This is a genomic window from Kitasatospora sp. UYEF31 (assembly GCF_057291755.1).
In genome coordinates, this window is record NZ_JBXAWK010000030.1 from 1 (window position 1) to 26,803 (window position 26,803).

Below are 26,803 nucleotides of genomic sequence, written 5' to 3' on the forward strand. Positions count from 1 at the left end.
TTTCCTCCGGGCCCCTTTGGGTTGGGCCCCGCCGACCCGGCGCTCCCGCCCGGGCCCGCGGGTGGGGGGGGGGGGGGGGGCGGGGGTGGGGGGGGGTGGGGGGGGGGGGGGGGCGGGCCCCGGGGGGGGGGGGGGGGGGCGGGGGGGCGGCCGCGCCCCCCCCCCCCCCCCCCCCCCCCCCCCCCCCCCCGCCGCTGGTCACGTCACGTCATGGCATGCGGTGCGGGTCGGGCGTGGCTCAGGCGACGAAGCCGTACGTGGCCCAGATCGCGCGCTGCGCCGGGTCCTTGGCCCAGTTGGTGAAGTTGATGACGTTCGTGTTGTTCAGGCCGTTCAGCGGGTCGTAGACGAAGTACACCGAGCGGTTGCCGACGAAGCCGGTCGCGTTGGGCGCCTTGCCGCCGATCTGGCGGGTGGTGAAGCCGTTGGTGTGGTTGGTCACGCCCGACGCGGGGGTGGTCTGCTCGCCGTAAGCGGCCTGCGAGTAGGGGATGACCGCGTCGACGGAGGTGATCAGCGGGGAGTCGCCGCGGTTCTCCTGCGCACCCTCGATGACCTGCGCGGCACAGGCGCCGTTGGAGGCCGCCTTCGGGTCGAAGCCCAGGACCTTGTCCTGGAACTCCTGGCGGGTGCCGGACCCGGCCTGCGGGATGTGCTTCTGGATCGCGCCGCTCAGGGCCGGGTTGATGGCGGACCAGTTGGTGATCGTGCACCGGTAGATGCCCTGGAGCTGGGCCTGGGTCAGGGACGCCGGGGCGCCGGGCTTCTTGGTGGCCCAGGTGACGGCGTCGCCGCCGACCCGGACGAAGTTCAGGGTGGTCTCGGCGGTGCCGGCCTTCGGGCCACGCGAAGAGCGGGCGAAGTCAAGGCACTTGGCGTTCGTACCGGCGCGCTGGGCCAGCAGCGCGTTGACGCCGTCGCTCGAACCGTTCGGCCAGGCGTGTCCGGTGCCGGCGCCGTACTGGGTGACACACTCGGCCTTGCCGGTGCTGATGCCACCGGCGGCGACACCGGCGTTCACCGTGACCCAGTCGTTGCCGTTGGGGTCGACATTCGCCGCGTACTCGGTCGTCAGCGCCTGGGAGACGTTCTGGAGAGTGTCCGAGCCGGCGTTGACGTAGGTGTTGGCGTTAGCGGAGGCGTTGGCGCCGACGACGAGCGCCATGGCGGCGGTCGCGGTGCCCAGTACGGTGGCGGTCTTGCGCATGCTGAAGACGCTGGACATTCGAAGTCTCAACTCTCTCTTGGCATTTGCCTGACGTCGACCGCAGCGGCCGACGCCGACAACGCTGGCAGCGGCCTGATCGTCGTGGGATGTCCGGCAGGGAAACGGCACCGGGCCGCACGAGGCGTCCACACGAACGGACCGCGCCTGTAACGGAAACCGGACAAGCCGGAGCCCGGGCAGCACGGATTGGACGTCTGCCGTACATCCTCGGCACCGATTGTTTCCGTAGCGGACAGTTGATGCGGTGCTGCGTTCTGGTTGTCTCCAGGCGAGGGGCATCCGGCTTGACCGCCGGGCGACATGACGAACCGTCAGGTCGGTTCACCACCCGCTTCCAGGAGCCGACAGTCATGGCACATCCGCTCGTGTTCGCACCCGAGTCGCCGGAACCCGTCGATCGCCCCCGGCGGATCGCGGTTCGTCGGACCAGGGCCGACCACGTGTTCCGCTGGACCACGCGTGCCGTCGCGATCCTGGTCCTGGGACTGCTCATCGCGATCGGCGGCTACCTGCTCTACCAGGGCAGCAGCGCGCTCGACCGGGCCGGTTGGGGTTTCCTCACCGAGGACGTGTGGGAGCCCAAGAGCGGTACTTTCGGCGTACGCGGCCTGCTCACCGGCACGGTCCTCGTGGCGATCGTCGCACTCGCCGTCGCGGTGCCGATCGCGCTCACCGCGGCCCTGTACATCACCGAGTTCGCGCCTCGGCGCCTGCGCGGCGTACTCACCTCGACCGTGGACCTGATGGCGGCGGTGCCGAGCATCATCTACGGCATCTTCGGCTTCTTCGCGCTGCAACCCCAGCTGATCCCGGTCAGCCGGTGGCTGGCCACGAACCTGGGCTTCCTGCCGATCTTCGAGATCCGCACGATCGACGTGAAGGCCCGGTTTGTGGACAGCCAGTTCACCTCCTCGCTGTTCATCTCGGGTGTGGTGGTGTCCACCATGGTCATTCCGATCTGCTGCTCGGTCAGCCGGGAGGTGTTCGGCCAGGCGCCGCCCGGAGAGAAGGAGGGCGCGCTCGCACTCGGCGCGACCCGCTGGGGCGTGATCCGCTCGGTGGTCCTGCCGTTCGGCCGCGGCGGCATGATCGGCGGCATCATGCTCGGCCTGGGCCGAGCCCTGGGCGAGACCATCGCCGTCGCGATGATCATCTCGTTCAACACCGACTTCTCGTTCCGCGTCCTCGACGGTCAGGGCTCGACGATCTCCTCGTTGATCGTCCTGAAGTACGGCGAGGCCGACACCGAGTCGATCTCCGCGCTGATGGCCGCCGGCCTCGCGCTCTTCCTCCTCACCCTCGCCGTCAACACCGTCGCCGGCGTCTTTGTCGCCCGCTCGCGCAGCGGCAAGTCCACCGAGATCTGACCAACGAACCGCGGCTCCACCAGACCCACCACCGAGGGGATCCACGACGATGACCGTCACCGAGCCGATCGTTCGGCCCGGGCCCGACGCGCCGCCGCCCGCGCCCGCGCCGCGACCACCGGAGGAACGCCGCGTGGCCCTGCGCCGCGTGGCCCCCGACGACATCGGCGTCGCGCTCGGCGCCGCAGTCGCCGGCACGAGCCTCGCGTGGGTGCTCTACGGACGGATCCTGCCGGTCTCCGGCTGGCAGGGCTACCTGATCACCGCCTACGCGAGCTTCCTGCTGCTGTACGCGATCGCCACCCGCATGCGCCTGGACCGGGTGGCCGCGCGAGACCGGGTGGCCGGCGCGGTGATCTCCACCGGTGCGGCCCTGCTGGTCGCCACGGTGGCCACCGTCATCGGCTACGTCTTCGTCAAAGGCTTCGGCCGGATCCTGCACGTCGACTTCTTCACAGCCACCCAGCGGCACTTCAGCGCGTTGAGCGCCGACGGGGTCGCGGTCGGCGCCGCGCACGCCATCGTCGGCACCTTCGAACAGATGGCCATCGCGATCCTGCTGAGCGTCCCGATCGGGGTGATCGCCGCGATCTACATGAACGAGGTCGGCGGCCGGTTCGCCGCCGTGGTGCGGGTGGTCGTCGAGGCGATGACCGCGATCCCCTCGGTGGTCGCGGGCCTGTTCGTCTACGCCTTCTTCGTCATCTCGCTCGGCCAGGGCTTCTGCGGCCTGGCCGCGGGCCTGGCACTGTCGGTGGAGATGATGCCGGTGGTCACCCGCGCCACCGAGGTGGTGCTGCGCCTGGTGCCCAACGGCCTGCGCGAGGCCTCGCTGGCGCTGGGCGCGAGCGAGTTCCGCACGCTGTGGAAGGTCGTACTGCCCACCGCCCGCAGCGGCTTGGTCACCGCCGTCATCCTCGGCTGCGCCCGCGTGGTCGGTGAGACCGCACCCGTACTGCTGGTCGCGGGCGGCAGCGCGGGGATGAACTGGAACCCGTTCAGTGGTGTGCAGAACTCGCTGCCGTACTTCATCTGGGTCAACTACAAATCGCCCAGCGACGAGCTCAACTCCCTCGCGTGGGGCGCCGGCGTGGCCCTGCTGCTGATCGTCCTCGTGTTGTTCACCCTGGCGCGCCTGATCGGCGGGCGCGCCCCCGGCGAGTCCGGTCGTCGCAAGCGGCGGCGCGCCGACGCCGACGCCGCCAAGTCCCTTACCCCGGAGCCCATTTCATGACCAGGATCAAGCGCGGACCCGCGCTCTTGCTACGACTGGCGATCGTCTCCCTGCTCGCCGTCCCGGTGCTCGCCGTGCCCGCCGGTACCGCCTCGGCGGCAACCGGAATCCACGGCAGCGGATCGACCTGGAGTTCGCCCGCCACCCTGCAATGGGCGGCCGACGTCGCTGCCCGCGGCCTCGCGGTCGACTACACCCCGAACGGATCCACCGCCGGACGAACCGACTTCATGAACCACCTGGTCGACTTCGCGGTCTCGGAGATCCCCTTCCAGGGCAACTACGTGGACCGTGCGGGCCGTGCGACCGACGAACTCGGAGCCCTGCGGAACACCAACACCAAGTTCAAGTACCTGCCGATCGTCGCGGGCGGCACCTCGTTCATGTACAACCTGAAGATCCGCGGCCAGCAGGTCCGCAACCTTCAGCTGTCACCGCGCACCATCGCCGGGATCTTCACCAACCAGATCAAGGTGTGGAACGACCCGGCGGTCAAGGCCGACAACCCGGCGCTCTCGCTGCCCGCCACTCCGATCACCCCGGTCGTCCGCTCGGACGGCTCCGGTACCAGCGCGCAGTTCACCGCGTACCTGACCAACCAGGTCGGCGAGGTCTGGCGGCCGTTCTTCCCCGGCGGGATGACCTCGGAGTTCCCGGTCAAGGGCGCGACCAAGGCGCAGGCCGGTTCCGAGGGCGTGGCCAACTACGTCGCGGCCGGGTACGGCGAGGGCGCGATCACCTACGTCGAGACCGCGTTCGCGATCCAGCGCCAGTTCCCGGTGGCCTCGGTCAAGAACGCCGGCGGCGTCTACACCCAGCCCACCTCGGACGCGGTGACTGTCGCGCTCACCAAGGCCCGGCTGAACCCGGACAGTACGCAGATCCTGGACGACGTCTACACCAACCCGGACCGGCGGGCCTACCCCATCTCCAGCTACAGCTACATGATCGTGCCGGCGGCGAAGCAGTTCTCGTTCGACGAGGCCAAGGGCGAGACGCTCGGCAAGTTCATCAAGTACTTCCTGTGTGCCGGACAGGGGCAGGCCCCACGAATGGGTTACTCGCCCCTGCCGCCCAAGTTGGTGAGCTTCGGCTACGACGCGATCAAGTCGATCCCCGGCGCCCCGGACCCTGGCGCACTGCCGGCGAACCTGAACAAACCGACCAAGGCGGATTTCGACGCTTGCCCCAACCCGACGTTCAACCCGGCCTGGGTGCCGCCGGAGCAACAGCAGCAGCAAGCGCAGCAAGAACAGCAGCAACCGCAGAAGAACGCCCCGGGTGGCGGGAACAACGGGGCCAATGGAACCAACGGGAACAACGGGAACAACGGGAACAACAACCAGAAGGCGAATGCGAACGGCGGCAGCGCACCCAAGCCCGGTGAAACGCCCGGTGCCAACACCGCCCCCGGCGCCCAGGCTCCGGCCGCCGGCGGCACTCCCGAGCAGGGCACCGGTGAAGTGCTGGCCGGCGGCGACCAGTCCGGGGCCGCCGGACCGGTCAGCGCCGGATCGGTGGAATCAGGCGACCCGCCGCCGCTGCCGCCGGTGTGGTTCTACGCGCTGACACTGGCGTGCCTGGCGGCGGCGGTGTTCGGCGCACCGGTCCTGTACAGCCGCATCGGTCGAGGGCGTGGGCCCGATGTCCGCTGAATCGCGTGAGCGGGTCGAGCCGGATGACCAGGAGATTTCCGGTCCGTGCGCCGCAGACGAACTTTTGAACATCATGTTGGTTTCTGCTTCCCCGGTGCCGCCGCGCCGCGCGAGGATCGGCGCGGGTCGTCCTCGCCGGGGGGAGCCGACCCCGAAGGCGGGCGAGAGAAGTGGAGTTGCCGTGAGCGGCGCCGTACGATCCGCTGCCTCGCAGGGACGCGCACTGTCCGTCGCCGGTGTCATCATGCTGTGCGTCGCGCTGCTCGCGGGCTGGCTCAGCGTGGTCGCCGGCCCGGTCGGCGCGGCCGAGCCGGGGCGCCCGGCCGTGACGGTGTCGCAGAGCACCGACCTGGTCAACCAGCGCATCCTGGTCAAGTGGACCGGGTTCACCCTGGCCGCCGGGACCAACAGCATCGTCGTGATGCAGTGCAAGGGCACTGCACCCAAGGCCCGGGACTGTTGGGCACCGCAATGGACGGAAAACGGTCAGGCGGTCAAGCTGCCCGACGCTATGCCGCCGGGAAGCGCCACCAAGCAGACCGGACTGCCCACCGTCGCGGACGGATCCGGCCAGGTGTGGATCCAGGTCAAGCCGGCACTGCGCCTGCCGGAACTGGGCTGTTCGGACCGGCAGGCGTGCTCGATCGCGGTGTTCGTGATGCCCGCGACCGGAAGCACCGTCTCCTCGTTCCGCCCGGCACTGGGCATCGACCTGGGTCTGTCGTACGGGCCCACCGACACCGAAGTGGACCTGGCCTTCGCCGCCGGGCAGGCCGCGGTCACGCCACTGTCGTTCATCCCCATGCCCAACGCGTGCCCGGGCATGGAGCATCCGGACCTGTCGGTCAACGGCACCGGTGAGTTCACGCAGGCCGGCGCCTCGTGGGTGTTCGGTCTGTGCGGCGCCGGGACAAACCCGGTGAACATGACGGTCAGCGCGGGCTCCGGTCCCAGCGGGCGTGAGGTATTCCTCAACGACGGAGTCGACATCGGCGTCACCCAGCAGCCGATCGGCGGCCCGCTCGACCAGGCCCGTCCGGTGCCCCTGGCGGGCGTCCGGGACAAGGCCAAGACTGTGTACGCGCCGCTGACCAACGGCGCGTTGGCCTTCTCGTTCAACATCGACGACACCCTGACCCGCCTGCCGATCCCGGCGATGAAACTGACCCCGCGACTCATCGCAAAACTGATCACCGGGGCCTATCCGGCCGCGGAACACCGGCCGGGAGCGATCCTGGACTTCTACGAAGACCCGGAGTTCAAGGCCTTCAACGACACGTACGCATGGCCCGTCGCCGTTCGCACGCCGATCCTGCGTGGCGTCCAGGACGACACGATCTGGGCCCTCACCGCATGGCTCGCCTCCGACCCGGAGACGGTCGCCTGGCTCTCCGGCACCCCGGACGCCAACGGCATCGTGTGTCCGCCGGAATGGCGGATCGGCCAGGCGACTTATCCGCTGGCGGTTTACACCAACCGGGTGGAGATGCTCTCCAACACGAACGTGCCGCAGTCGGTGTACGAGGAAATCGCCAACCGGCTCGGCAACGCGGTGCCGACCAACCGGTCCGTGACCGACGTCGGGCCCAAGGACGACGGCCAGGACAAGTTCGGATCCCACTACGTGATGGCCATCACCTCGGTCGAGGCGGCCCTCCGCATGGGCACCCCGGTGGCCAGGATCCGCAACGCCGCGGGCAACTTCGTCGACCCGACCGACCCCGCGGCCGTCCGCGCCGGCCTCGCCGCCGCAAAGCCTGGTCCGGACGGGGTGACGCTGACCAACGACTACCGCAATGCTTCGGCCAACGCCTACCCGCTCACCGTCACCGACGTGGCGATGGTCTCCACGGACAAGCTCACCGCGGCCAAGGCGGCCAAGATCGACACCTTCCTCGCGTACGCGGCGACCGCCGGTCAAGCGCAGACGGGCGCCTTCCGGCCCGGCGCGCTGCCGCCCGGCTACACCCCGCTCAGCAACGCCCAGAAGCAGCAGATCGCCGCAGCCCGCCAGCAGATCGCGGCCGCACCCAAGTGGACCGGCGAGACACCGCCGCCCACTACCGCGCCCGTCGACCAGCGCCCCGTCAGCGCAGGCGGTACTGGCAACTCGGCCGGTCCGGCCGGTCCGGCCGGTCCGGCCGGTTCGAGCGCCGGTGCAGGCGGCCCGAACACCCCGCGCCCGGCCGACCCCGACGTCACCCCGCCCGCGGCACCTTCGACCACACCCTCCACAGCCCCCGTCGTCGCGGCCGCCCCGCCCACCGACAAGGGCCCGTTCCCGCCGGTCGCCAACGTGATCAGAGACTCGCTCGACGGTGATCCGTCGGCGATCGTGCTCCTCGTCCTGATGTGCGTGAGCGGGGCCGCGCTGATCACCTGCCCGGTCCTGCTCTCGCTCGGACACAAGCGCCGCACCGGCGGCTGGCCACCACCGGTGGTCGCCTTCCTGCGTCTGATCGGTCGCCAGGGGGCCGCCACATGACCGCCGACACCGTTTCCAAGGTGCCCGCGACAGCGTCGGCGACCGTGCCGGCGAGCGTCCCCACCACCCGACAAGCGCCCGTGGGCGCACCCGCGGACACCGGCGGACAACCGACGGCGACTGCGGGCAACCCCCGCTCGGGGCGCGCAGACCCGTACACGATCGCAGGCGCCGCGGTCGCGCTCCTGGCGCTGCTCATCGCGGGCTTCGTCGGCTACCTGTATGTGGTCTCCGACATCCAACAGGCCCGCGACCAGAGCATCCTGGCGGACGAGCTCTCCGACGACCTCTACCGCGACACCGGACCCCTCGGCGGCAACATCGCCAAGGGCACCCCGGTGGCGATGCTGCGGATCCCGGCGATCGGCCTGCGGCAGGTGGTGGTCGAGGGCACCACGGCGGACTCGCTCGCCAAGGGGCCCGGGCACCTGCGCACCAGCGGCCTGCCCGGACAGGGCGGGCACAGCGTGGTCATGGGCCGCTCGCACACCTTCGGCGGCCCGTTCCAGGACCTGTCCGAACTGCGCGTCGGCCAGAGCATCGAGGCCGTCACCCAGCAGGGCGAGTTCACCTACAAGGTGGTCGAGCGCCGGCACGTCGCCAACGGCAAGGACGACGTGCTCGCGCCCGGCAGGGAGAACCGGCTCGTACTGATCACCGCCGACTCGTGGATCCGACCCAGCGGCCGAACCGTCGTCATCGCCGATCTGCAAGGCGCCCCCGTGCCCCAGGAAGGCCGCCGCCCGCAAGGTCTGCGCGCGGACGAGAAGGGCACCGGCGGCTACGCGGACGCCGGTGTGCGACTGCTGCTGTGGGCACAGGCGTTCGCGCTGGTGGCCGCCGTCCTGGTGTGGGCACTGCGCCGACACCCCGATCGCCGGGTAACGCTCCTGCTCGGCACCCCGGTCGTGCTCGCCGTCGTGTGGGCACTGTACGAATCCGCCGCTCGCGTACTCCCGGCGACGCTCTGACGCCGGCTCTCTTCCCCGTCCCACTCCACACCCCGGAGGCCCCGCACGTGACCAGCCCGGACAGCGGTGCGACGACATTCGCGCCCTCAGCCGAGACCCGCCCCCTGCCGGCACAATCCGCCGACGGGCGTGGCTCGACGCTCACCGCGGAGGCCGTCAGCGCCTGGTTCGGCACCCACAAGGTGCTCGAACGCGTCGACCTCGTGATGGCGGCCAACTCCGTCACGGCCCTGATCGGGCCGTCCGGCTGCGGCAAGTCCACATTCCTTCGCATCCTCAACCGGATGCACGAACTCGTGCCCAGCGCACAACTCGCGGGCCGGGTCCTGCTCGACGGCGAGGACATCTACGACTCCACCCGCCGTCCGATCGAGACCCGCCGACGGGTCGGGATGGTCTTCCAGAAGCCCAACCCGTTCCCGGCGATGTCCATCTACGACAACGTGATCGCCGGTCTCAAACTGACCGGTGTACGCAACGCCGACAAGGACGCCGTCGTGGAGTCCTCGCTGGTCCGGGCCGGCCTGTGGACGGAAGTGAGAAACCGCCTCAGACAACCGGGCGGCGCGCTGTCCGGAGGCCAGCAGCAGCGTCTCTGCATCGCCCGCTCACTCGCGGTCGACCCGGACGTGCTCCTCATGGACGAGCCGTGCTCGGCGCTCGACCCGACCTCCACCCGGCGGATCGAGGACACCATCGGCGAACTGCGCGACGACATCACCATCGTGATCGTCACGCACAACATGCAGCAGGCCCAGCGCGTATCCGATCACTGCGCGTTCTTCCTCGCCGCGGAGAACACCCCCGGCCACATCGTCGAGTCCGGACCCACCACCGCGATCTTCGGCGCACCCCGCGACCCTCGGACTGCCGACTATGTCGCCGGTCGCTTCGGCTGAGTCGCGGGCACCGGACGGTACGCCGAAACGGCACGCGCGTTACGACGTCCACCTGGACGCCGAGCAACACGTGCGGTGGCGGCTCATCGCCCCGAACGGCCGCGTGCTCGCACAGTCCGCTCAGGGCCATGTCACGGCGGGAGCCTGCCGTATCGAGCTGGACCGCTTGCGTCGCCGCGTGGTCGGGCTGGTGCCCGTCATCGGATGGTCCAGAGGCGCGCCGGGCTGGTTCTGGAGTGTCGCTCTCGAACCCAGCGCCCCCGTCGCGCTGTCAGCCCGCACCTACGAGCGGCTGGAGAGCTGCCAGGTGTCCTACGAAAGGTTCGTCCGCCTGCTGACCGTCACCGAACCCGACGACTGGTGACCCGGGCCGCACGCACGCCCGCCGCGATCGCGCCGATCGCGGCGGCCCGCCCCCACAAACGCCTGACCGGCGGAGATGCCCCAACGCCACCCCATTGAGCGACACCAAACCCGGCATTACGGAGCGAACCGCACTCTGGGGTTGATCGGCCCGCTGGAGGGCTGACTGCACCCGCCGGACAAGTCGATTACAGATACTGCATGAGCGGTGCCGTATCGAGGTCCTCCCCGGGCGGACATGGGTCCGTCAAGCTGCCGGAAGACCGCGCGGCGAATGAGCGCGTGTTCCGGATCCGGGTCGGACATCATCACCAGACCGTGGGCAGGGCTGGTCTCGAAAGTCAGGCCGGCGAACTCCCCCGACTCGATCAGGAATGACGCCACTTCGTTGACGCGCTCAAGGTCAACATCCTCGGAAGTCATGTTCCCCGCACCTCTCCTACCCGGCTGACGCAATATCCGGTATACGAGCAGTTTCGCAGTAGTCGTCTCACACTGCCGACAGGTCTCCGGCCCGTCGCTGAGCGGGTCGCTCAGCTGAGATCAACCGGGGTTCCCCCACCGCCGCGCCCCGGATACGGGTCGCCCCGATCACGTTGCTCCGCGTCACAGCTTCGAGCACCAAGCGGTATTTGCAGGTCAGAGCCGGGAGTCGATTTTCCGCCTACGGGCCTGCGACCGCCTAGTAGTAACTACTAGAAGGCTCAGGCCCCTTCGGGGCCCTGAGCTGCTGAGTAGTAAAAATCAGCGGGCGCGGCCGGAGCGCGCGCCATCGGCAAAAAACCCGTTGTCGGCATCGGCTTGACACGCCACCTGGTCACGGTGTGTGATGTTGATGCTACAAAAACGACGCCCCGCAGCCGGTGCCCCACAGCCGACGCCGCAAACCCGAAGCGCCCCCCGACGGCCTTGCCGGGCCGGTCGAGGGGCTCACCGCAACAATCCCCGAAGAACCGGAGGACTCTCATGGCTAATGCCTACGTTATCGCCGTCGCACCCGTAGCGGCCAGCAGGAACACCCTGCTCACCGGACTCCACGGCGGCGCCTACGAAGCCGCCGACCGCCTGCTCTTCGCCGACCCCCGGCCCGTCGGGACCGCCGTCTCCATCGCCGCCGCCCGCAACCTGCTCGGCATCGGGGCCGCCGCCGCCAAGACCGTGCTCGGCGAACTCGTCACCGCCGGACTGCTCCGCCGCGAGGACAACAACCGCGACGGCAAAGGGCGATGGATCAACCGCGTCACCACCAAGGTCACCGCCGCGGTCCGGACCGTCGCGGCGGCACCCGCCGCGCCCGCGCCCGTTCCGACTTCGGATTTCGCGTCGCTCGCGCCCGTAACTCCCGTACTTTCCAAGCCCGTTGCGCCCATCGACCCGGCCGATCTCCTCGACCGCGCCACCGCCGCCCTGCGGCACGCCAACGAGGCCGTTCCCACCCTCAAGCTGGGCCGCGCCACGATCATCGCGTTCGCCCCGCACGCCGTCCAGCTCCTCAAAAACGGCATGACCGACACGCAACTCACCCACTTGCTCACCGCCGGCCTGCCCGGCACGATCGACCCCGGCCTGATCAGGTTCCGCCTCACCAACCCCGAAGTCGCCCTCGGCGTCATCGCCAAAGTCACCCGCACCGCCTCCGCAGCTGCCAACGGCACCGAAGCCGCCGCTCGGCCCGCCGCTCCCACCATCGCCGAGGTCGTCAACCGCCGCCCGATGGCCGAATGCGCCGACTGCCGCCGCCCCGTGCGCACCGCACCGGACGGCTGGACCTGCGACGACTGCACGAAGACGGCAACCGCAACCGCCCGCTTCAGCTTCGCCGCCTTCACCGCCCACATCCGCGACAGCATCAACGGCCTCGCCGACGGCACCGCGCTGCCGCAGCCTGCCTGACCCGATCCGATCCGCCGCATCTCTCCGGCTCAGTCAGCCGTACGACTTCGCCGGATCGACCAGCAGAACGTCGGAGCGGACCTTGGCTTCGGCGAGCAGTTCCGGAGTGAACCCGTTGAAGCCGTACAGCGCGAGCGGCGATCCCGGCGGCGCAAACGGTTCAGCGCCACTGCGTGGAAGAACCCAACGGGCTCGACCCGGAACTAGCTGCCGGGTCAAGCCCCTTGAGTTCTGTGACGCTGGATCAGCTCAAGGACAGCGTGATCGTGCCGGAGTAGACGCCCGGGGTCGGGTACTTCGGGGTCGTCAGCACCAGGCCGGCGTCGGCCTGGAAGGTGCCGCCCGTGCCGGTGGCCGCAGCCTGCGTGCTGCACAGGGTGGCGGCGGCCGAGCCCAGCGCACCGGGCGAACCGGAGACAACCGCGCTCGGGCTGCCCGCGGCGGCCGCGCAGGCCGGGGTCCAGGAGATGTTGCCCGCCGGGATGACCCCGCTGGCCTCGGACGTCAGGTCCGACGCGGTGGCCGTCAGCGACCAGCCGAGCTTGCTGCCGCGGTAGTCCCCGACGGTGATCTGGTTCAGCTTGCTGTTCAGCTTGTGCTCGGTGCCGTCGATCGTCGCCGAACCGAAGTCGATCGCCGAAGCGGCCTGCGTCATCGACAGTTTCCCGCCGATGACCTCACCCGAACCGCTCTGCTGCAGAGTCGGGTTCGCCGCGCCGACGGTGAAGGGAGCTGAGGCGTAGGCCTCCAACGAAGTGCCGTTGTAGGCCCTGATGGCCACGGTCGCGGGGTTGCTGACCGTGAAGTCGGCTGTGAAGGTGCCGTCACCCAGCGTGTAGGGGGCGAGGATGACCTCTTCGAGGTCCCACTCGCCGTCGTTGGCCATGATGCTGATGCCGTAGTTCGGGCTGTAGTTCTTACCCTCAAGGTGGACAACAGTCCCGAGCGGGCCACGATTCGTGCTGGCGGTCATCTCCGGCGGCGTCGACGGAACGAAGGTCGTGACCGTCAACGGCGCGAAGGCCGATTTGGCCCCATCGCTCACCTGCACCTTGTACGTACCGTCTACGACACCTGCGTCCAGCATCGCGGCGCCGGACAGACTTCCGTCGCCGGCGACGACGAGGTTGCCGGCACTGAACTTCGACGCGTCACAACCGTTTCCGGTGGCGTCACACAACGAAGCCTTCGCCGCCGCACCCGGCGTCCACTTGCTCCCGCCGAGGTTGATACGCGTGCCGGCGTACACACTGCCCGGTGCGCTCAGGACCGCCGAGTCACCAGCTGAGCCCTGCGCGGTGACCGAGTCCACCACGCCACTGCCCGACAGGACTTCACATTTCGTCGAGAATGTGCCGAACTCGGTTTTGGACTTGGTCACCGTGCCGGTCGGGGTGAAGTCGATCTTTCCCGACGCGTTAGCGGGAATGGTGAAGTCGCCGGCGAAGGGCGCGATGTGGACCGGCTCACCCTCGATGATGTCCGTGATCTGCGGCTTCGCCGAAGCGATCGTGACAGCACCGGTCGCCCCGCCCGACATCGTCAGGTTGATCGACGGCGTCAGTTCAACCCCAGCCAGCCCGGTGGTGCTCTTGACCGGACCGTCGCCCAGGGTGACCTCGGCATGGACGGTGGAACCCGGTGCCGGGTTGGCCGGAGACAACACCACCGTCATCACCTGCGGACCGGTACCCGACCCCTGGCCCGCGGGCAGGACACAGCGAACGGTCGGCGTGACCGTCCCGGCATGGGCCGCCGGCGCCAGCGCCAGGGTCCCGCCTGCGATCGCCAGAGCCGCGACGGCCGCGGCCGCCACACTTCCGCGACCACGCCTGGAGAGCGTCGACATACTTCTCCTCTGATTCCGGGGTAGGAAATCTGTATAGCCAACCGCATTCATGCGGAAAACCCTGATGAAGTCAAGAGAAAAATCGAAACACGTTCTCATTGACCGGCAGATCAAGATCAGTGAATATAAATCGTCAATTCCACGTGACAAAAGACCTCCGGCCCACCCCGGTCCTCCGGGGCGGGTCGAAGTTCAGAAACCGTTTCGTTCAGAAACCGTTTCGTTCAGAAACCGTCACGTTGAGAAACCGTCACGTTGAGAAACCGTCACGTTCAGAAACCGTCACGTTCAGAAACCGTCACGTTCAGAAGCCCGGCAGCCTGGGGACTACGGCGTCACGGTGAAGGTCGCCGTGGCGGTCTTCGAGGTGTTGAACGTCTCCGCGACCCAGACGGCCGTGGTGGCCGGGTCGCAGATCTGGATCCAGGTGGTGAAGTTGCCGTTGATGTCGGCTGCGCCGTAGCTGATGTCACCGGTCGCGGCAGAGCCCTTGAGACCGTGGAGCTTGGTCCAGGCCAGGGTGCTGAAGCCGTGTCCGGTGACGGTGACCCAGGTGCCCTTCGGGCCCGAGGTCTTGTCCAGGGTGATGTAGCGCTTCTGCACGGCAAGCGGCGAGGTGGCGCTACGGGTGCCGTCGGTGACCTTCAGCAGGTACGAGCCCTCAGCGACGCTCGAGGCCAGGGTGATGTTGCCGGACAGCGTGCCCGTCGACGAGACCACGGGAGTTCCCGAGACCTTGGCGGTGGCGCAAGCGGTGCCGTTCGCAGCGCACAACGAAGTGGTGAGCGGCGCGCCGGCGACCCAGTTCGCGCCCGAGACCGCAACGGTCCCACCGGGACGGGAGATTCCGGGGGTCGTGCTCAGCGTCGCCGGCTGTGTGACGGTGCCGACGGTGAAGGGCACCGACGCGAACGCCTCGATCTGGGTGCCGTTGTAGGCCCGGATGGACTTCGTCGCGGGGTCGTTGACCGTGAAGTCGGCCGCGAAGGTGCCGTCACCCAGGGTGTAGGGGGCGAGGATGACGTCCTCAAGGTCCCATTCACCGTCGTTGGCCATGATGCTGATGCCGTAGTTCGGGCTGTAGTTGGTGCCGGCGAGGTGGACCACCGTGCCGAGCGGACCCTGGCTCTTGTTGGCGGTCATCTGCGGCGGTCCCGACGGAACGAAGGTCCCGACGGTCAACGGCGCGAGGGCCGACTTGGTCCCGTCGGTCACCTGGACCTTGTAGGTACCGGCTGCGACACCGGGGTCCAGCGTCGCGGAGCCGGACAGGCCGCCACCCGCGGAGATGGCAAGCGTGCTGGCGCCGAACAGCGACACGTCACAGTTGTTGCCGGTGGCGTCGCACAGCGCGGCCTTCGGCGTGGCGCCCGTCGTCCACTTGGTGCCGCCGAGGGCGATCGGAGTGCCGGCGTACACACTGGCCGGTGCGGTCAGAGTCGCCGGGCCGGTGTTGGAGCCCTCGGTGGTGACCGAGTCCACGACTCCGCCACCCGATACGACATTGCAGTTCGTCGTGAAGGTGCCGAAGGGGGTTTTAGTCTTGGTGACCGTGCCGGTCGGTGTGAAGTCGACCTTCCCCAAAGCGTTCGCGGGGAGGACGAAGTCCCCTGAGTAGGTTGCGACATGGACCGGCTGACCCGCAACGATGTCCGTCTTCTGCACCGCGCCGGCAACCGTGACACTGCCGCCCGCTCCACCTGACATCGCCAGGTTGATCGACGGCGTCAAGTCAATGTTGCTCATGCCCGTCGTGCTCAGGACCGGGCTGTCGCCCAAGGTGACCACGGCGTGGACCGAGGCTCCCGGCACCGGGTTGGCCGGGGAGAGCGTCACCGTCATCGACTGCGGGCCACCGCCTTCACCCTGACCGGCCGGCAGCACACAGTGAATGGTCGGCGTGACCGTTCCAGCCACGGCCTGGGTGGCCAGCACGCCACCAAGACCGGCTACCGACATCGCGGTGCCAAGGGTTAGGACGACCAGTCGCTGAGAGGTTGTTCTTCGCGATGAAATCACGTCACTCCGTTCACGGGAGAGGGTGCCTGCCCTGCCCGTGGGAGAGACAGGAGGCGCCGAGGAAGGTTCGGGTGGTTCGTCGTGCGGTTGCTCTCGATACATGCCGCCCGCACTCCGGTCCCCCCGGGCCGTACGTCGGACGGTGATGCACAGGAACATATATCTCTGGATTCAAAAACAAGTCAATAGCCAAATGAAGTTGATCAAGGTACACACGTGTCACCTTGATCGGGTCAAAGTGTGGATTTTATTCCTTGATCATCAAGCCCTGATTTTTATCGGCGGACAGTCACTGCGAGACAGTCAGGTCGGCTGCCTACAAAACCCCCTAACATCGGTTAACTTATCTCCGCGCGATCCGCTTCGACGCGGATGCTCCACCGACTTGGAAGCTCCGCGGGTGCACCCAGGACCGCCGTCGTCCGCAACGCCACGACACCACCTGGAGTCGCCGGGCCCGGCGGCGGCTACCGCCGCTGACCGCCAGACAGCGGACAGCGGACAGCGGACAGCGGACACCAGGCAGCAGGCAGCAGACCAGACGGTCCCAGCCAGACGTCCCCGCAGACAAAGCCGCGCCAATGGACCACGCGCCACCTGAACGGAACTGGGGATTTTGACCTGCTTCCTGCTGCATAAGTCGTCAGGCTTCGCTCAAATCAGACGTCGAACAATGCCGGTCGACCGCATCCGGGACTCTTAATTCAGGGCCGACTCATCCGGACACGTATCTTGGACTTCAGACGCGCTGGCGATCCGCGAACCCGAAAGTTCCAGGAACGCTCGAAACAGAGCGCAATCCAGAGCGGCCTCGCTTTCCCTGGGCCCGGCACCCGCGGGTTGAACACCGCAGTCAGCCTCCACCTGGGCTGACCCGCCGTCAGTAGCGGCAGCTTTCCCAGCGGGACCACCGGCCTCGCCGGAACACCACAGAGCAGGACCACCGATCCCAGGCAGCCCGGCATCCCCGTCGACTCCAACGAATCCCAGGTCACCCCGTTCGGCTTGACGGTCAAGTCGCCGACCGGCCCTGATTCCGCCGGCAATGAATACGCAACACCCGGCAAAAGGCCACCGCATTACGCAAAACTCACCTCACCCGGATCAGATGATTCACCTGAACACCTAGCTGTCAATCCATTGAGATTCACCACCAACGGCCATGAAAGGACAGATAAAAAACGGGAACTGCGACAAAAAGAGGCACCACAGCCACGTCCTGATCCAAACCTCTCAACCCGCCTGCGCACGACGCAGTCGACGACATCAGTCCGACCACGGTTACAGCCGCCTCGGCTTTCACTGGAACTCCCAGCCCCGCCCTCGCCTGCCGACAGGCCGGCAACGGCCCCATCCGGGCAATCAGCACAACCGGGAACCCGGACACCCGGGTCTACGGCGGTAGACCCACGGCCGACAGCCGCCCAGCCACCGGACCCGCCACCCACTGGCGCACCGCAGATCACGATCTCCGCCAGCCGCACCGCACCCGCGTTCGTCATCGAGTGCCACGACAGTCAACCCCCTCCACCTAGTGACAATTGGTGACCGGTCGACCACGACCGGCCGGTCATCTTGCCCAGTCGAATGCTGGTGAAAACAAAAGTTCGGCAATATACAAAAGACCGAACTACTGCACACGTGTCACCTTGATCGAATCAATTGGCAATTCGATCGTTGACTCGATCAAGACCTAGGAGGATTTCAACATTCGGCTCGGACTGCATTGACTTCTCCAGGCACTCCCGTTTCACTCAGACCCACCGCCGGACTGGCGAACCGGAACGGGCAGTCGAAAGCCATCACTTGCACCTTGATCCCCCCCGGCACGGCTGGAACTTGTGCGCTGCACTTTCCTTCAAAAAACCGATGACAAGGAGCACCACCACCATGACCCGTTCCCGTATCTTCACTGCGGCGGCCGTTACCGCCGTGGGTGGCATCGCCCTCACCATGGCCGCAGCGACCTCGGCGTACGCCGTGACCCCGGGCACCTCTGCCGTCACGCTCACCTGCCAGCAGGTCGGCGGCGCCACCTGGGCCACCAACGCCCCCGGCAACCTCGCCGCCCGGGTCTTCAGCAGCAACGGCCAGGTCCGCCTGACCTCGACGACCATCAAGATGCCGGCCGGCTTCACCGCTCCGGCAGGCAGCATCACCACCACGGTCAACGAGAGCGGCACCAACTTCGTCGGAACGAACCCGACAACGCTGAACCCGGGTGCCAGCATCGACCTCGGCTGGCTGACCAAGAGCGGTGGAGGTGTCCCCGTCGGATCCACCACTCTCGCGGGAACTCCGCAGATCCAGCTGGTCATCAGCACCACTTCGCCCGCCACCGTCGTGAACTGCAACGGCAGCCAGGCCACCGCGTTCGCCTGGTAGCCACCGCTGACCGGCCGGCCTCGGCCGTCCGGTGGCAACGCACTCCCGATCACAGCTCAGCGCAGTGCAGGGTCTACGGCCCGCCGGAGAATCCGCCGGCGGGCCGTCGGCTTTTTCAGAACATGTTCTCCCGTGCCACTGCGGGCTCCACAGCGCTTAGCGCAGTCCGTACTTCCTCTGCGTCATTCACCTCGTGCGCGATCAGCAGCGCCAGTCGGTCTGCGGTCATGGCGTACGTGACATCACCCAGCCGTACCGCCGCCGCACTGCACGAGGCCGCGGCCACCATCACTGTCGGGCTGCGCAGCCGACCGTTCAGACGCCGACCAGGCGCACTCGCCCACCGCAGAGTTTGGTCATGTCGGCCACGTCCGAGGTCAACATCACCACCGGCCGCAACTGCCGCATCGCCATCTCCGCCACAACGGCGTCGACAGCGTATTTGTGGCCGTGAAGATTGGCCCCCAGCAGCAGATCTGCCGCAGCTCGGGCCGCCGCCTCGGATACCGGCTCGATCCGCAGTCGCGAAAGCACCCACGTCAACCGGGCTTTCGGAGTGCGCCCGTGGGTGGCTTCGATGATGGTGAGGGCACTGATGACCACGTCCATTTCTCGGCCACCCGCCGCCTTGAGCCACGACGAGGCCTTTGTCGCCATCGTCAATCAGCCCGGACAGTCCTGCGCGGTCCAGGACGAGGGTGCCGCCTGGCTTCAGCCGGTCGCGGGCCATTGAGCTTCCTCAACCTGGTCGTTCTCCGCCTCGGCGAACACCTCGTCCAATACTGAATCGGCCTCATCCAGTAGATGCTGAGGGATCGGGCCGAGGCGATTCTCGCGCTCGGCCAGATACTCGTCGATCAGCTCTCCGCGGAGCTGCCGCTCGACTGCCAAAGATACGGACGCGGAGAATTCACGCTTCCCGACCCGGGCGCGGACGGCCTCGACCATGCTTTCCGGCAACGAGACGCTGACCTTTATCGCAGGACTGCCGCCGCTGAGCTTCTCAACCATGCGACCACCGCAACAGAGAAGTAGCAAACGAGTAGCAATTTTTCAGCGGAACGCCCGCGGCTGCACCCGCAGCAGGTGCGCCAGGTCGAACCACAGCAGGTCGCCGGTGACCGCCGGGAGCTCCAGGCGCTCCGAGACGGCCAGACACACGCCGTCGCCGAGGGCGAGTGTGCGGTTCCGGTGCCGGGCCTTCTCCTTGTGCGACAGGTGGACGAGCTCCCCCGCGCGGATCGCGTCGGCGGTCGTGCAGCTCTCCTCGATCAGCAGACCGAGCGCCGCGAGGTCGTCGCTCAGCTCCGCCGTGCTGCGCCGGTAGCCGCGGGACTCGCACAGCCTTGCCACTTCGGCGTAGTTCACCGACGAGATGACCGCGTACGGAATCAGCCGTTCGACGGTGTCCGCTCCCCGTTCGTCGAAGATCCAGGCGAGCAGCGCCGAGGCGTCCAGGAGCACCCGGTGGTCCGTCGTGCCGTTGCTGGACATCACCCCTCCAGGCCGAGGCCGCGGAGCAGGTCCCGGCCCGGGTCGCCGTCGCGCTCGTCGGGCTTCGCCGCCGGCTCGGTGTCCGCCAGACCAGGGAGCCGGTCGGAGGCGTCGCGCCCGGCACGGACGTCGGCGACCGCGTCGTAGATCCCGACGGGCGCGGCGGCCCGGATGCGCCTCTTGACCGCGTCGACGCTCTCGATCAGCACGACGCCGGGTCCGACCGTACGGATGGCGACTTCAGTGCCCTCGGTCATCCCCGACTCCCGCTGCACCGACACCGGAACGGTCACCCGCCCGCGCGGTCCGAGCCTGGTCCTGGCAGCCATGGCGGTCCCCCTGCGTCGCAGTCACTCCGTGTCTCGAAAGTACCACTGAACGCTAGATGTGGGACAGATCGGTTTTCAGCCCACATACAACGACTTAGTGACCCAACGGACGCGTCCCCGAACCGCCCTGCGAGGTTCACCCGGCGTTCACTTTCCCCCGTCTATCGATTCATCCGATCGGCCTACTTTCAATCTCAGCGGGAGTTCGTACGGACGTCCGGCTCGGGATCGCAGACACCTCGTACTTCCACAGTTAGAGACAAGGACCTGTAGTGAACGCATCGCGGTTCATCGGCCTCATCGGTATTGCTGCGGCCGGCGCGCTCACGCTCACCGCCTGCGGTTCGGACGACAACGCCAGCGGGGACGCCAAGACCCCCAGCGCCGCCGGAAACAGCGCCGCCGCAGCGGGCGCCCCGAAGGCCGACTGTGTCACCGGAACCCTCGCCGCTGCCGGTTCGTCCGCACAGAAGAACGCGGTTGACGAGTGGATCAAGGGTTACCTGCAGAAGTGCTCGGGTGCCAACGTCAACTACAACTCCAGCGGCTCGGGCACCGGCCGCCAGGCCTTCTTCGACGGCCAGGTGGCCCTCGCCGGATCCGACTCGGCGCTGAAGCCCGAAGAGGTCGCCAAGGGCCAGGCGGTCTGCAAGGCCGGCCCGGCGATCAACCTGCCGATGGTGACCGGCCCGGTCGCGGTCGCGTACAACCTGCCCGGTGTGAAGGACCTCGTCCTGGACGCCAAGACGATCGCCGGGATCTTCTCCGACAAGATCAAGACGTGGGACGCCCCCGAGATCAAGGCGCTGAACCCCACCGCGACGCTCCCCAAGACGCCGATCCAGACGGTCCACCGCTCGGACGCCTCGGGTACGACCGAGAACTTCACGAAGTACCTCAAGGCCGCCGCGGGCGCCGACTGGACGTTCGACGCAGCGCAGGACTGGAAGGCCCCGGCCGGACAGTCCGCCAAGGGCAACGAGGGCGTCGCCTCGGTCGTGAAGCAGACCCCCGGTGGCTTCGGCTACATGGAGCAGTCCTTCGCGGAGAACGCCGGCCTCGGCATCTCGGTGATCAACACCGGTGCCTCCGCCCCGGTGAAGCTCACCGCCGAGTCGGCCGGCAAGGCCGTGGCCGCCGCCACGATCACCGGCCAGGGCAACGACCTGTCGCTCAAGCTCGACTACGCGACCAAGGCCGAGGGTGCCTACCCGATCGTCCTGGTCACCTACGAGATCGTCTGCGAGAAGGGCACGGCGCCGGACAAGCTGCCGCTGCTGAAGTCCTTCCTCACCTACACCGCGAGTGACGCGGGCCAGCAGATCCTGGCGAAGAACGGCTACGCGCCGCTGCCCACCGCAATCGCCGAGAAGGTCCGTACGGCCGTCGCGGGCCTCAGCTGACAACCGGTCTTGACACTGCGCTAGTCGGGCCGACAGGCCAGTCGAGTCAGACGGAGAAGAAACCATGAGCACCTCCACCGCTCCCGCCCCACTCCAGCCGTCCCCCAAGCCGGTCGACGCCGGCGCCCCGCAGAAGGTCAAGGTCCGCCTCGGCGACCTGGTCTTCTCGTCCTTCTCGCGCGGCGCCGGAATCCTGATCCTCGCGATCATGGCCTCCATCGCGGTCTTCCTGATCGTGAAGGCCCAGGGCTCACTGTCGAAGAACACCGGCAACTTCTTCACCGAGACCGGATGGAACGCCAACGGCGCCAACCCCACCTTCGGGGTTGCGACGCTGGTGTTCGGCACCGTGATCAGCGCGGTCATCGCGATGGCCATCGCGGTGCCGGTGGCGGTGGGAGTGGCGCTGTTCATCACGCACTACGCGCCGCGGCGGCTCTCGCAGCTGCTCGGCGGCATCATCGACCTGCTCGCCGCCGTGCCCAGCGTGGTCTACGGCCTGTGGGGCTACATCTTCCTGGCTCCGAAGCTGCTCGGCCTGCACAGCTGGCTCGACAAGTACTTCGGCTTCATCCCGATCTTCAACAAGGACCAGGCGGGGGGGATCGCCCGGACACTGTTCACCGCCGGTGTGGTCCTCGCGATCATGATCCTGCCGATCATCGCGGCGGTCAGCCGCGAAGTCTTCCTCCAAGTCCCCCGGGCCCACGAGGAAGCGGCGCTGGCGCTCGGCGCTACCCGCTGGGAGATGATCCGCGTCGCCGTCCTCCCGTACGGCAAGCCGGGCATCATCTCGGCCTCGATGCTGGGCCTGGGCCGCGCGGTCGGCGAGACCATCGCCGTCGCGATGGTGCTCTCCTCCAGCTTCGTCCTGTCGCTCCACATCCTGGATCCCGGTGGCAACACGATCGCCGCCAACATCGCGAACCAGTTCGGCGAAGCGGACGAGACAGGACGCGGCGCACTGATCGCCTCCGGCCTGGTCCTGTTCTTCCTGACGCTGCTCGTCAACGGCGCCGCCCGCGTCGTCATCAACCGGCGCAAGGCCTTCTCGGGAGCCAACTCATGACCATTCTCGACACCCCGGTCGTCGCGATCCCCGAGATGCCGCGCGAACTCGACCTCAAGCGGAAGATCCTGCCCAAGCCGGTCCCGTACGCGATCGCCGCCGGTGCGATCGGGCTGACCCTGGCTGTACGGATCACCCACGGCAACTGGGCGCTTTCGATCCTCCTCGGAGGCATCGCCTACGTCGTGACGCTGACGGCGGTGTCCTGGAAGTACGAGGACGGCCGCCGGGCCAAGGACCGCTTCGCCACTTCGATGGTGACCAGCGCCTTCATGCTCGCCGTACTCCCGCTGGTGTCCGTCCTCGGCTACACCGCACAGCGCGGCTGGGACAAACTCTCCCCCTACTTCCTGAGCCACTCGATGCGCGGCGTCGGCGCCCGCGACGACACCGGCGGCATCTACCACGCGCTTGTCGGCACCATGGAGCAAGTCGGCCTGGCCGCACTGATCGCCGTGCCGATCGGCCTGCTCGCCGCGATCTACCTGGTCGAGTACGGCCGGGGCCGGCTCGCGAAGGTCGTCACCTTCTTCGTCGACGTGATGACCGGCATCCCGTCAATCGTCGCCGGTCTGTTCGTCTACACCTTCTGGATCATGATGCTGGGCTTCCAGATGAGCGGCTTCGCCGGCTCACTCGCCCTGATGATCCTGATGCTCCCGACGGTCGTCCGGGCCGCGGAGGAGATGCTCAAGCTCGTCCCGAACGAGCTGCGCGAGGCCTCGCTGGCCCTGGGCATCCCCAAGTGGCGCACGATCCTGAAGGTCGTCCTGCCCACCGCGCTCGGCGGCATCCTCACCGGCGTCATGCTCTCGGTCGCCCGGGTCATCGGCGAGACCGCACCGCTGCTGCTGCTCGTCGGCATCTCGCAGTCGATCAACACCGACCCGTTCAACGGCTGGCAGAACGCGCTTCCGCTGTACATCTTCGACCAGAACCACGCCGGCGGTCAGTTCGCCGTCGACCGGGCCTGGGCCTCGGCCCTCGCACTGATCATCATCGTGCTGCTGCTGAACGTGACGGCCCGCCTGGTCGCCCGCTGGAAAGCGCCGCGCTGATGTCGGCTCCAAGCGCAGGCGTTTTCCTCACGCCGCCCTCGCTTCGCTCGGTCGCCCCCACTCACTTCTCCCCCCAGCACCTCCACGTGCACCTCCACCAGTAGAAAGCCACACACCATGAGCAAGCGCCTCGAAATCCGCGACCTCAACGCCTACTACGGCAAGAACAAGGCCGTCGAGAACGTGTCGATGACCATCGAGCCCCGCTCAGTGACCGCGCTCATCGGCCCCTCCGGCTGCGGCAAGTCCACCTACATCCGCACGCTCAACCGGATGCACGAGCTGATCCCCGGCGCCCACGTCGAAGGAACAGTCAGCATCGACGGCGAGGACCTCTACGGTTACGAAGTCGATCCGGTGGCTGTCCGCCGTACGATCGGCATGGTCTTCCAGCGCCCCAACCCGTTCCCGACGATGTCCATCTTCGACAACGTCGCAGCCGGTCTGAAGCTCAACGGCGTGAAGAAGAAGGCCGACCTGGAGGACATCGTCGAGCGCTCACTGCGCGGCGCGAACCTCTGGGAAGAGGTCAAGGACCGGCTGCCCAAGCCCGGCGCCAGCCTCTCCGGCGGCCAGCAGCAGCGACTGTGCATCGCCCGCGCGATCGCCGTCGAGCCCGAAGTACTGCTGATGGACGAGCCCTGCTCGGCCCTGGACCCGATCTCCACACTCGCGATCGAGGACCTGATCCACCTGCTCAAGGAGCGCTACACGATCGTCATCGTGACGCACAACATGCAGCAGGCGGCGCGCGTGTCCGACCGTACGGCCTTCTTCAACCTGGCCGGCCCCGGGCAGCCCGGCCGGCTCGTCGAAATCGGCGACACCCGGAAGATCTTCTCCGAGCCGGACATGGAGTCGACGGCGGATTACATCGCCGGCCGCTTCGGCTGAGTTGATGCCGGGCTCCAAGCGCTGCGTTGATGCCGGGCTCCAAGCGCAGGCGTCGTCCTCACGCCGCCTTCGCTTCGCTCAGGCGTCGCTCGGCGCCTGCGCGTCGCCCGGACAAGCTGCGACCTCCGGTCGCGCTCCTTCGCTTCGCTCAGTCGCAGACTGAAGGGGCGCCACGTTGGCTTCGCTCAGTCGCAGACTGAAGGGGCGCCACGTTCGCTTCGCTCAGTCGCAGACTGAAGGGGCGCCACGTTCGCTTCGCTCAGTCGCAGACTGGGTGGGGCCACCTAGACAGAGACTCCCTGCGCGCTCGTGGAGGTGCCGCGCAGGGAGTCTCTCTATGTCCGGCACCAGCAAACGGGCGCGGAACAGACTCTGCGGAACGCACACAGCAAGAGACCCCTGTGCGCGTGGAGGTGCCGCACAGGGGTCTCTTTGGATTATGCGGTTCTGCTAGCCCACCGCGAAGTGGGCCACCCAGTAGGTACCGGCCGCGACGGCGCCCGCAGCGGGCATCGTCGTGAACCAGCCGACCAGGATGTTCTTCGCAACGCCCCAACGAACGGCCTTGACGCGCTTGGTCGCGCCGACGCCCATGATCGCGGAGGTGATGATGTGCGTCGTGGAAACCGGAGCCTTGAAGACGAACGACGTGGTGTAGAGGATCGTCGAGGCGGTGGCCTCCGCGGCGAAGCCCTGCGGCGGGTCCAGCTCGATGATCTTGCGGCCGAGGGTGCGCATGATGCGCCAGCCGCCCGCGTACGTGCCCAGCGACAGTGTGATCGCACAGACCAGCTTGACCCAGATCGGGATCGAACCGTCATCGACTTCGTGGTAACCACCCAGGACCAGCGCCATGACCACGATGCCCATCGTCTTCTGGGCGTCCTGGATGCCGTGGCCGAGCGCCATACCGGCGGCCGACACGGTCTGTGCGAGCCGGAAGCCCCGCTTCGTCTTGTGCGGGTTGGCCTTCCGGAAGATCCACATGATGGCCAGCATCACCAGGAAACCGGCGACCAGGCCGGCCACCGGGGACACGAACATCGGGATGACGACCTTGTCGAGGACGCCGTTCCAGTGCACCGTGGTGGACGCTGCGATCGCCGCGCCGACCATGCCGCCGAACAGCGCGTGCGAGGACGACGACGGCAGGCCGTAGTACCAGGTGACCATGTTCCAGAAGATCGCCCCGATCAGCGCGGCGAACAGGACCACCAGGCCCTGGTGCCCCTCCGGCAGGGAGATGATCCCCTTGCTGACGGTCTTCGCGACCCCTTCACCGAGGAAGGCGCCGGCCAGGTTCATCACCGCGGCCATGCCCAGCGCCACCTTGGGCGTCAGCGCCCGGGTGGACACCGATGTGGCGATGGCGTTGGCCGAGTCGTGGAAACCGTTCGTGTACGTGAAGAAGAGTGCGACGCCGACAACGACGATCAGACCAGTGAATTCCACTGGCTCAGGACTCCTTGACCGCGATGGTCTCAACAGTGTTCGCCACGTGCTCGAACCCGTCGGCGGCCTCTTCGAGGATGTCGACGATGCCCTTGAGCTTGAGCACGGTCAGCGCGTCGTACTGGCCGCTGAAGAGCTTCGCGAGCAGCTTGCGGTGGATCTGGTCGGCCTGGTTCTCAAGACGGTTGATCTCGATCCAGTACTCCGGCAGGTCCTTCATGGTGCGCAGCCGCGGCATGGCCTCGGCGGTCAGCTCGGCGGCCCGGGCGAGGACCTCGATCTGATCAGCGACCTGCGGCGGAAGCTCGTCGAGCTGGTAGAGCACGACGAGGTCCACGGCCTCTTCCATGAAGTCCATGACGTCGTCGAGCTGGGAGGCCAGCGCGTAGATGTCCTCCCGGTCGAACGGGGTGATGAACGAGGCGTTCAGCTGGCGCATGATCGCGTGTGTGGTGTCGTCGCCCGCGTGTTCGGCGGCCCGCATCCGTTCCGCGATCTCCGGACGTGCGGAGACGTCGGCACCGAGCAGCTCAGTCAGCAGCTTGGCCGCTGTGACCAGGTTGTCCGCCGCGCTGGTGAACATGTCGTAAAAGCTGTTCTCTTTGGGCTTGAGACGCAATCGCACTTCAGGTCTCCGGAATAAGGGATGCGGGAGGCGGTGGTGCTGGGTCTTCATGCCTTCGCGGAGGCAAGCCGGAAGACGGCCTGTACCCGATCGCCACTAGACGCAAGCACATGGCAACAACCCTGGTGGTC

General features: G+C 67.7%; 23 protein-coding genes and 1 pseudogene. 13 read left to right on the forward strand and 11 right to left on the reverse strand.

The genetic code is table 11. From position 1 onward, the window contains the following. Positions 1-238: 238 nt before the first annotated feature. A complete protein-coding gene (locus AC0Z36_RS16545; protein ID WP_485463656.1) occupies positions 239-1,207 on the reverse strand; it encodes a PstS family phosphate ABC transporter substrate-binding protein in 969 nt (322 codons plus the stop codon). 371 nt (positions 1,208-1,578) lie between these two features. Between AC0Z36_RS16545 and pstC (AC0Z36_RS16550) the strand changes: the two genes are divergently transcribed. The 7 genes from pstC (AC0Z36_RS16550) to AC0Z36_RS16580 all read left to right on the forward strand — a co-directional run bounded on the left by pstC (AC0Z36_RS16550) (position 1,579) and on the right by AC0Z36_RS16580 (position 10,203). Beyond that, a complete protein-coding gene (gene pstC / locus AC0Z36_RS16550) occupies positions 1,579-2,595 on the forward strand; it encodes a phosphate ABC transporter permease subunit PstC (RefSeq protein WP_485463657.1) in 1,017 nt (338 codons plus the stop codon). A 49-nt stretch (positions 2,596-2,644) separates the two neighbouring features. Next, the gene (gene pstA / locus AC0Z36_RS16555; protein ID WP_485463658.1) at positions 2,645-3,829 is read left to right on the forward strand and encodes a phosphate ABC transporter permease PstA; all 1,185 of its coding nucleotides are present in this window, start codon (positions 2,645-2,647) and stop codon (positions 3,827-3,829) included. After that, positions 3,826-5,484, forward strand: a complete 1,659-nt coding sequence (gene pstS / locus AC0Z36_RS16560) for a phosphate ABC transporter substrate-binding protein PstS (RefSeq protein ID WP_485463659.1) — start codon at positions 3,826-3,828, stop codon at positions 5,482-5,484. Before pstA (AC0Z36_RS16555) ends, pstS (AC0Z36_RS16560) begins: the two co-directional genes overlap by 4 nt. Before the next feature lie 181 nt (positions 5,485-5,665). Beyond that, positions 5,666-7,969, forward strand: coding sequence for a hypothetical protein (locus tag AC0Z36_RS16565; RefSeq protein ID WP_485463660.1), 2,304 nt, complete (start codon positions 5,666-5,668; stop codon positions 7,967-7,969). Then, entirely contained in the window at positions 7,966-8,940 is a 975-nt protein-coding gene (locus tag AC0Z36_RS16570) for a class D sortase (protein ID WP_485463661.1), read from the forward strand. The genes AC0Z36_RS16565 and AC0Z36_RS16570 overlap by 4 nt, the downstream gene beginning before the upstream one ends. Positions 8,941-9,044: 104 nt before the next feature. Continuing rightward, positions 9,045-9,839 carry a phosphate ABC transporter ATP-binding protein gene (locus AC0Z36_RS16575; protein WP_485463712.1) on the forward strand — a complete coding sequence of 265 codons (795 nt, stop codon included), beginning with the start codon at positions 9,045-9,047 and terminating at the stop codon, positions 9,837-9,839. Then, positions 9,817-10,203 carry a YegP family protein gene (locus tag AC0Z36_RS16580; RefSeq protein WP_485463662.1) on the forward strand — a complete coding sequence of 129 codons (387 nt, stop codon included), beginning with the start codon at positions 9,817-9,819 and terminating at the stop codon, positions 10,201-10,203. Before AC0Z36_RS16575 ends, AC0Z36_RS16580 begins: the two co-directional genes overlap by 23 nt. A gap of 116 nt (positions 10,204-10,319) precedes the next feature. On the opposite strand, the gene AC0Z36_RS16585 is transcribed toward AC0Z36_RS16580, so the two are convergent. Beyond that, positions 10,320-10,625, reverse strand: coding sequence for a hypothetical protein (locus AC0Z36_RS16585; RefSeq protein ID WP_485463663.1), 306 nt, complete (start codon positions 10,623-10,625; stop codon positions 10,320-10,322). Between the two features lie 543 nt (positions 10,626-11,168). Between AC0Z36_RS16585 and AC0Z36_RS16590 the strand changes: the two genes are divergently transcribed. Then, on the forward strand, positions 11,169-12,095 hold the full coding sequence (locus AC0Z36_RS16590) for a hypothetical protein (protein WP_485463664.1): 927 nt from the start codon (positions 11,169-11,171) through the stop codon (positions 12,093-12,095). Between the two features lie 33 nt (positions 12,096-12,128). Here AC0Z36_RS16590 and AC0Z36_RS16595 read toward each other — a convergent pair whose 3' ends face one another. From AC0Z36_RS16595 to AC0Z36_RS16605, 3 genes are all read right to left on the reverse strand, one after another. Then, positions 12,129-12,314 carry a hypothetical protein gene (locus tag AC0Z36_RS16595; protein WP_485463665.1) on the reverse strand — a complete coding sequence of 62 codons (186 nt, stop codon included), beginning with the start codon at positions 12,312-12,314 and terminating at the stop codon, positions 12,129-12,131. Between the two features lie 25 nt (positions 12,315-12,339). Next, positions 12,340-13,944, reverse strand: a complete 1,605-nt coding sequence (locus tag AC0Z36_RS16600; RefSeq protein WP_485463666.1) for a WxL domain-containing protein — start codon at positions 13,942-13,944, stop codon at positions 12,340-12,342. Positions 13,945-14,271: 327 nt separating this feature from the next. Beyond that, positions 14,272-15,903 carry a hypothetical protein gene (locus AC0Z36_RS16605; RefSeq protein ID WP_485463667.1) on the reverse strand — a complete coding sequence of 544 codons (1,632 nt, stop codon included), beginning with the start codon at positions 15,901-15,903 and terminating at the stop codon, positions 14,272-14,274. Between the two features lie 1,950 nt (positions 15,904-17,853). On the opposite strand from AC0Z36_RS16605, the gene AC0Z36_RS16610 reads away from it, so the two are divergent. Then, positions 17,854-18,348 carry a hypothetical protein gene (locus AC0Z36_RS16610; RefSeq protein WP_485463668.1) on the forward strand — a complete coding sequence of 165 codons (495 nt, stop codon included), beginning with the start codon at positions 17,854-17,856 and terminating at the stop codon, positions 18,346-18,348. A 315-nt stretch (positions 18,349-18,663) separates the two neighbouring features. Here AC0Z36_RS16610 and AC0Z36_RS16615 read toward each other — a convergent pair. The 4 genes and pseudogenes from AC0Z36_RS16615 to AC0Z36_RS16630 form a co-directional block, all read right to left on the reverse strand. Further along, a pseudogene (locus AC0Z36_RS16615) lies at positions 18,664-19,078 on the reverse strand (DNA-binding protein). Further along, positions 19,060-19,359, reverse strand: a complete 300-nt coding sequence (locus AC0Z36_RS16620) for a hypothetical protein (RefSeq protein ID WP_485463669.1) — start codon at positions 19,357-19,359, stop codon at positions 19,060-19,062. The pseudogene AC0Z36_RS16615 and the gene AC0Z36_RS16620 overlap by 19 nt, the downstream one beginning before the upstream one ends. Before the next feature lie 42 nt (positions 19,360-19,401). Continuing rightward, a complete protein-coding gene (locus AC0Z36_RS16625; protein ID WP_485463670.1) occupies positions 19,402-19,842 on the reverse strand; it encodes a PIN domain-containing protein in 441 nt (146 codons plus the stop codon). Continuing rightward, the gene (locus tag AC0Z36_RS16630; protein WP_485463671.1) at positions 19,842-20,171 is read right to left on the reverse strand and encodes a hypothetical protein; all 330 of its coding nucleotides are present in this window, start codon (positions 20,169-20,171) and stop codon (positions 19,842-19,844) included. Before AC0Z36_RS16630 ends, AC0Z36_RS16625 begins: the two co-directional genes overlap by 1 nt. A gap of 272 nt (positions 20,172-20,443) precedes the next feature. Between AC0Z36_RS16630 and pstS (AC0Z36_RS16635) the strand changes: the two genes are divergently transcribed. From pstS (AC0Z36_RS16635) to pstB, 4 genes are all read left to right on the forward strand, one after another. After that, entirely contained in the window at positions 20,444-21,574 is a 1,131-nt protein-coding gene (gene pstS / locus AC0Z36_RS16635; protein ID WP_485463672.1) for a phosphate ABC transporter substrate-binding protein PstS, read from the forward strand. Between the two features lie 64 nt (positions 21,575-21,638). Next, the gene (pstC, locus tag AC0Z36_RS16640; RefSeq protein ID WP_485463673.1) at positions 21,639-22,643 is read left to right on the forward strand and encodes a phosphate ABC transporter permease subunit PstC; all 1,005 of its coding nucleotides are present in this window, start codon (positions 21,639-21,641) and stop codon (positions 22,641-22,643) included. After that, complete coding sequence (gene pstA / locus AC0Z36_RS16645) at positions 22,640-23,701, forward strand: phosphate ABC transporter permease PstA (RefSeq protein ID WP_485463674.1); 1,062 nt, start codon at positions 22,640-22,642, stop codon at positions 23,699-23,701. Before pstC (AC0Z36_RS16640) ends, pstA (AC0Z36_RS16645) begins: the two co-directional genes overlap by 4 nt. Positions 23,702-23,818: 117 nt before the next feature. Beyond that, entirely contained in the window at positions 23,819-24,595 is a 777-nt protein-coding gene (gene pstB / locus AC0Z36_RS16650) for a phosphate ABC transporter ATP-binding protein PstB (RefSeq protein ID WP_485463675.1), read from the forward strand. 450 nt (positions 24,596-25,045) lie between these two features. Here the strand turns inward: pstB and AC0Z36_RS16655 are convergent, their stop codons facing one another. Beyond that, on the reverse strand, positions 25,046-26,047 hold the full coding sequence (locus AC0Z36_RS16655) for an anion permease (protein WP_485463676.1): 1,002 nt from the start codon (positions 26,045-26,047) through the stop codon (positions 25,046-25,048). Between the two features lie 4 nt (positions 26,048-26,051). Continuing rightward, positions 26,052-26,672, reverse strand: a complete 621-nt coding sequence (locus AC0Z36_RS16660; protein WP_485463677.1) for a DUF47 domain-containing protein — start codon at positions 26,670-26,672, stop codon at positions 26,052-26,054. Positions 26,673-26,803: the final 131 nt, after the last annotated feature.

Bases quoted from the DNA above. Each gene is read 5' to 3' on its own strand.
- AC0Z36_RS16545 (WP_485463656.1), bottom strand. From the start codon at position 1,207: ATGCGCAAGACCGCCACCGTACTGGGCACCGCGACCGCCGCCATGGCG.
- pstC (WP_485463657.1), top strand. From the start codon at position 1,579: ATGGCACATCCGCTCGTGTTCGCACCCGAGTCGCCGGAACCCGTCGAT.
- pstA (WP_485463658.1), top strand. From the start codon at position 2,645: ATGACCGTCACCGAGCCGATCGTTCGGCCCGGGCCCGACGCGCCGCCG.
- pstS (WP_485463659.1), top strand. From the start codon at position 3,826: ATGACCAGGATCAAGCGCGGACCCGCGCTCTTGCTACGACTGGCGATC.
- AC0Z36_RS16570 (WP_485463661.1), top strand. From the start codon at position 7,966: ATGACCGCCGACACCGTTTCCAAGGTGCCCGCGACAGCGTCGGCGACC.
- AC0Z36_RS16580 (WP_485463662.1), top strand. From the start codon at position 9,817: ATGTCGCCGGTCGCTTCGGCTGAGTCGCGGGCACCGGACGGTACGCCG.
- AC0Z36_RS16585 (WP_485463663.1), bottom strand. From the start codon at position 10,625: ATGACTTCCGAGGATGTTGACCTTGAGCGCGTCAACGAAGTGGCGTCA.
- AC0Z36_RS16590 (WP_485463664.1), top strand. From the start codon at position 11,169: ATGGCTAATGCCTACGTTATCGCCGTCGCACCCGTAGCGGCCAGCAGG.
- AC0Z36_RS16600 (WP_485463666.1), bottom strand. From the start codon at position 13,944: ATGTCGACGCTCTCCAGGCGTGGTCGCGGAAGTGTGGCGGCCGCGGCC.
- AC0Z36_RS16605 (WP_485463667.1), bottom strand. From the start codon at position 15,903: ATGTCGGTAGCCGGTCTTGGTGGCGTGCTGGCCACCCAGGCCGTGGCT.
- AC0Z36_RS16610 (WP_485463668.1), top strand. From the start codon at position 17,854: ATGACCCGTTCCCGTATCTTCACTGCGGCGGCCGTTACCGCCGTGGGT.
- AC0Z36_RS16620 (WP_485463669.1), bottom strand. From the start codon at position 19,359: ATGGTTGAGAAGCTCAGCGGCGGCAGTCCTGCGATAAAGGTCAGCGTC.
- AC0Z36_RS16625 (WP_485463670.1), bottom strand. From the start codon at position 19,842: ATGTCCAGCAACGGCACGACGGACCACCGGGTGCTCCTGGACGCCTCG.
- AC0Z36_RS16630 (WP_485463671.1), bottom strand. From the start codon at position 20,171: ATGGCTGCCAGGACCAGGCTCGGACCGCGCGGGCGGGTGACCGTTCCG.
- pstC (WP_485463673.1), top strand. From the start codon at position 21,639: ATGAGCACCTCCACCGCTCCCGCCCCACTCCAGCCGTCCCCCAAGCCG.
- pstA (WP_485463674.1), top strand. From the start codon at position 22,640: ATGACCATTCTCGACACCCCGGTCGTCGCGATCCCCGAGATGCCGCGC.
- pstB (WP_485463675.1), top strand. From the start codon at position 23,819: ATGAGCAAGCGCCTCGAAATCCGCGACCTCAACGCCTACTACGGCAAG.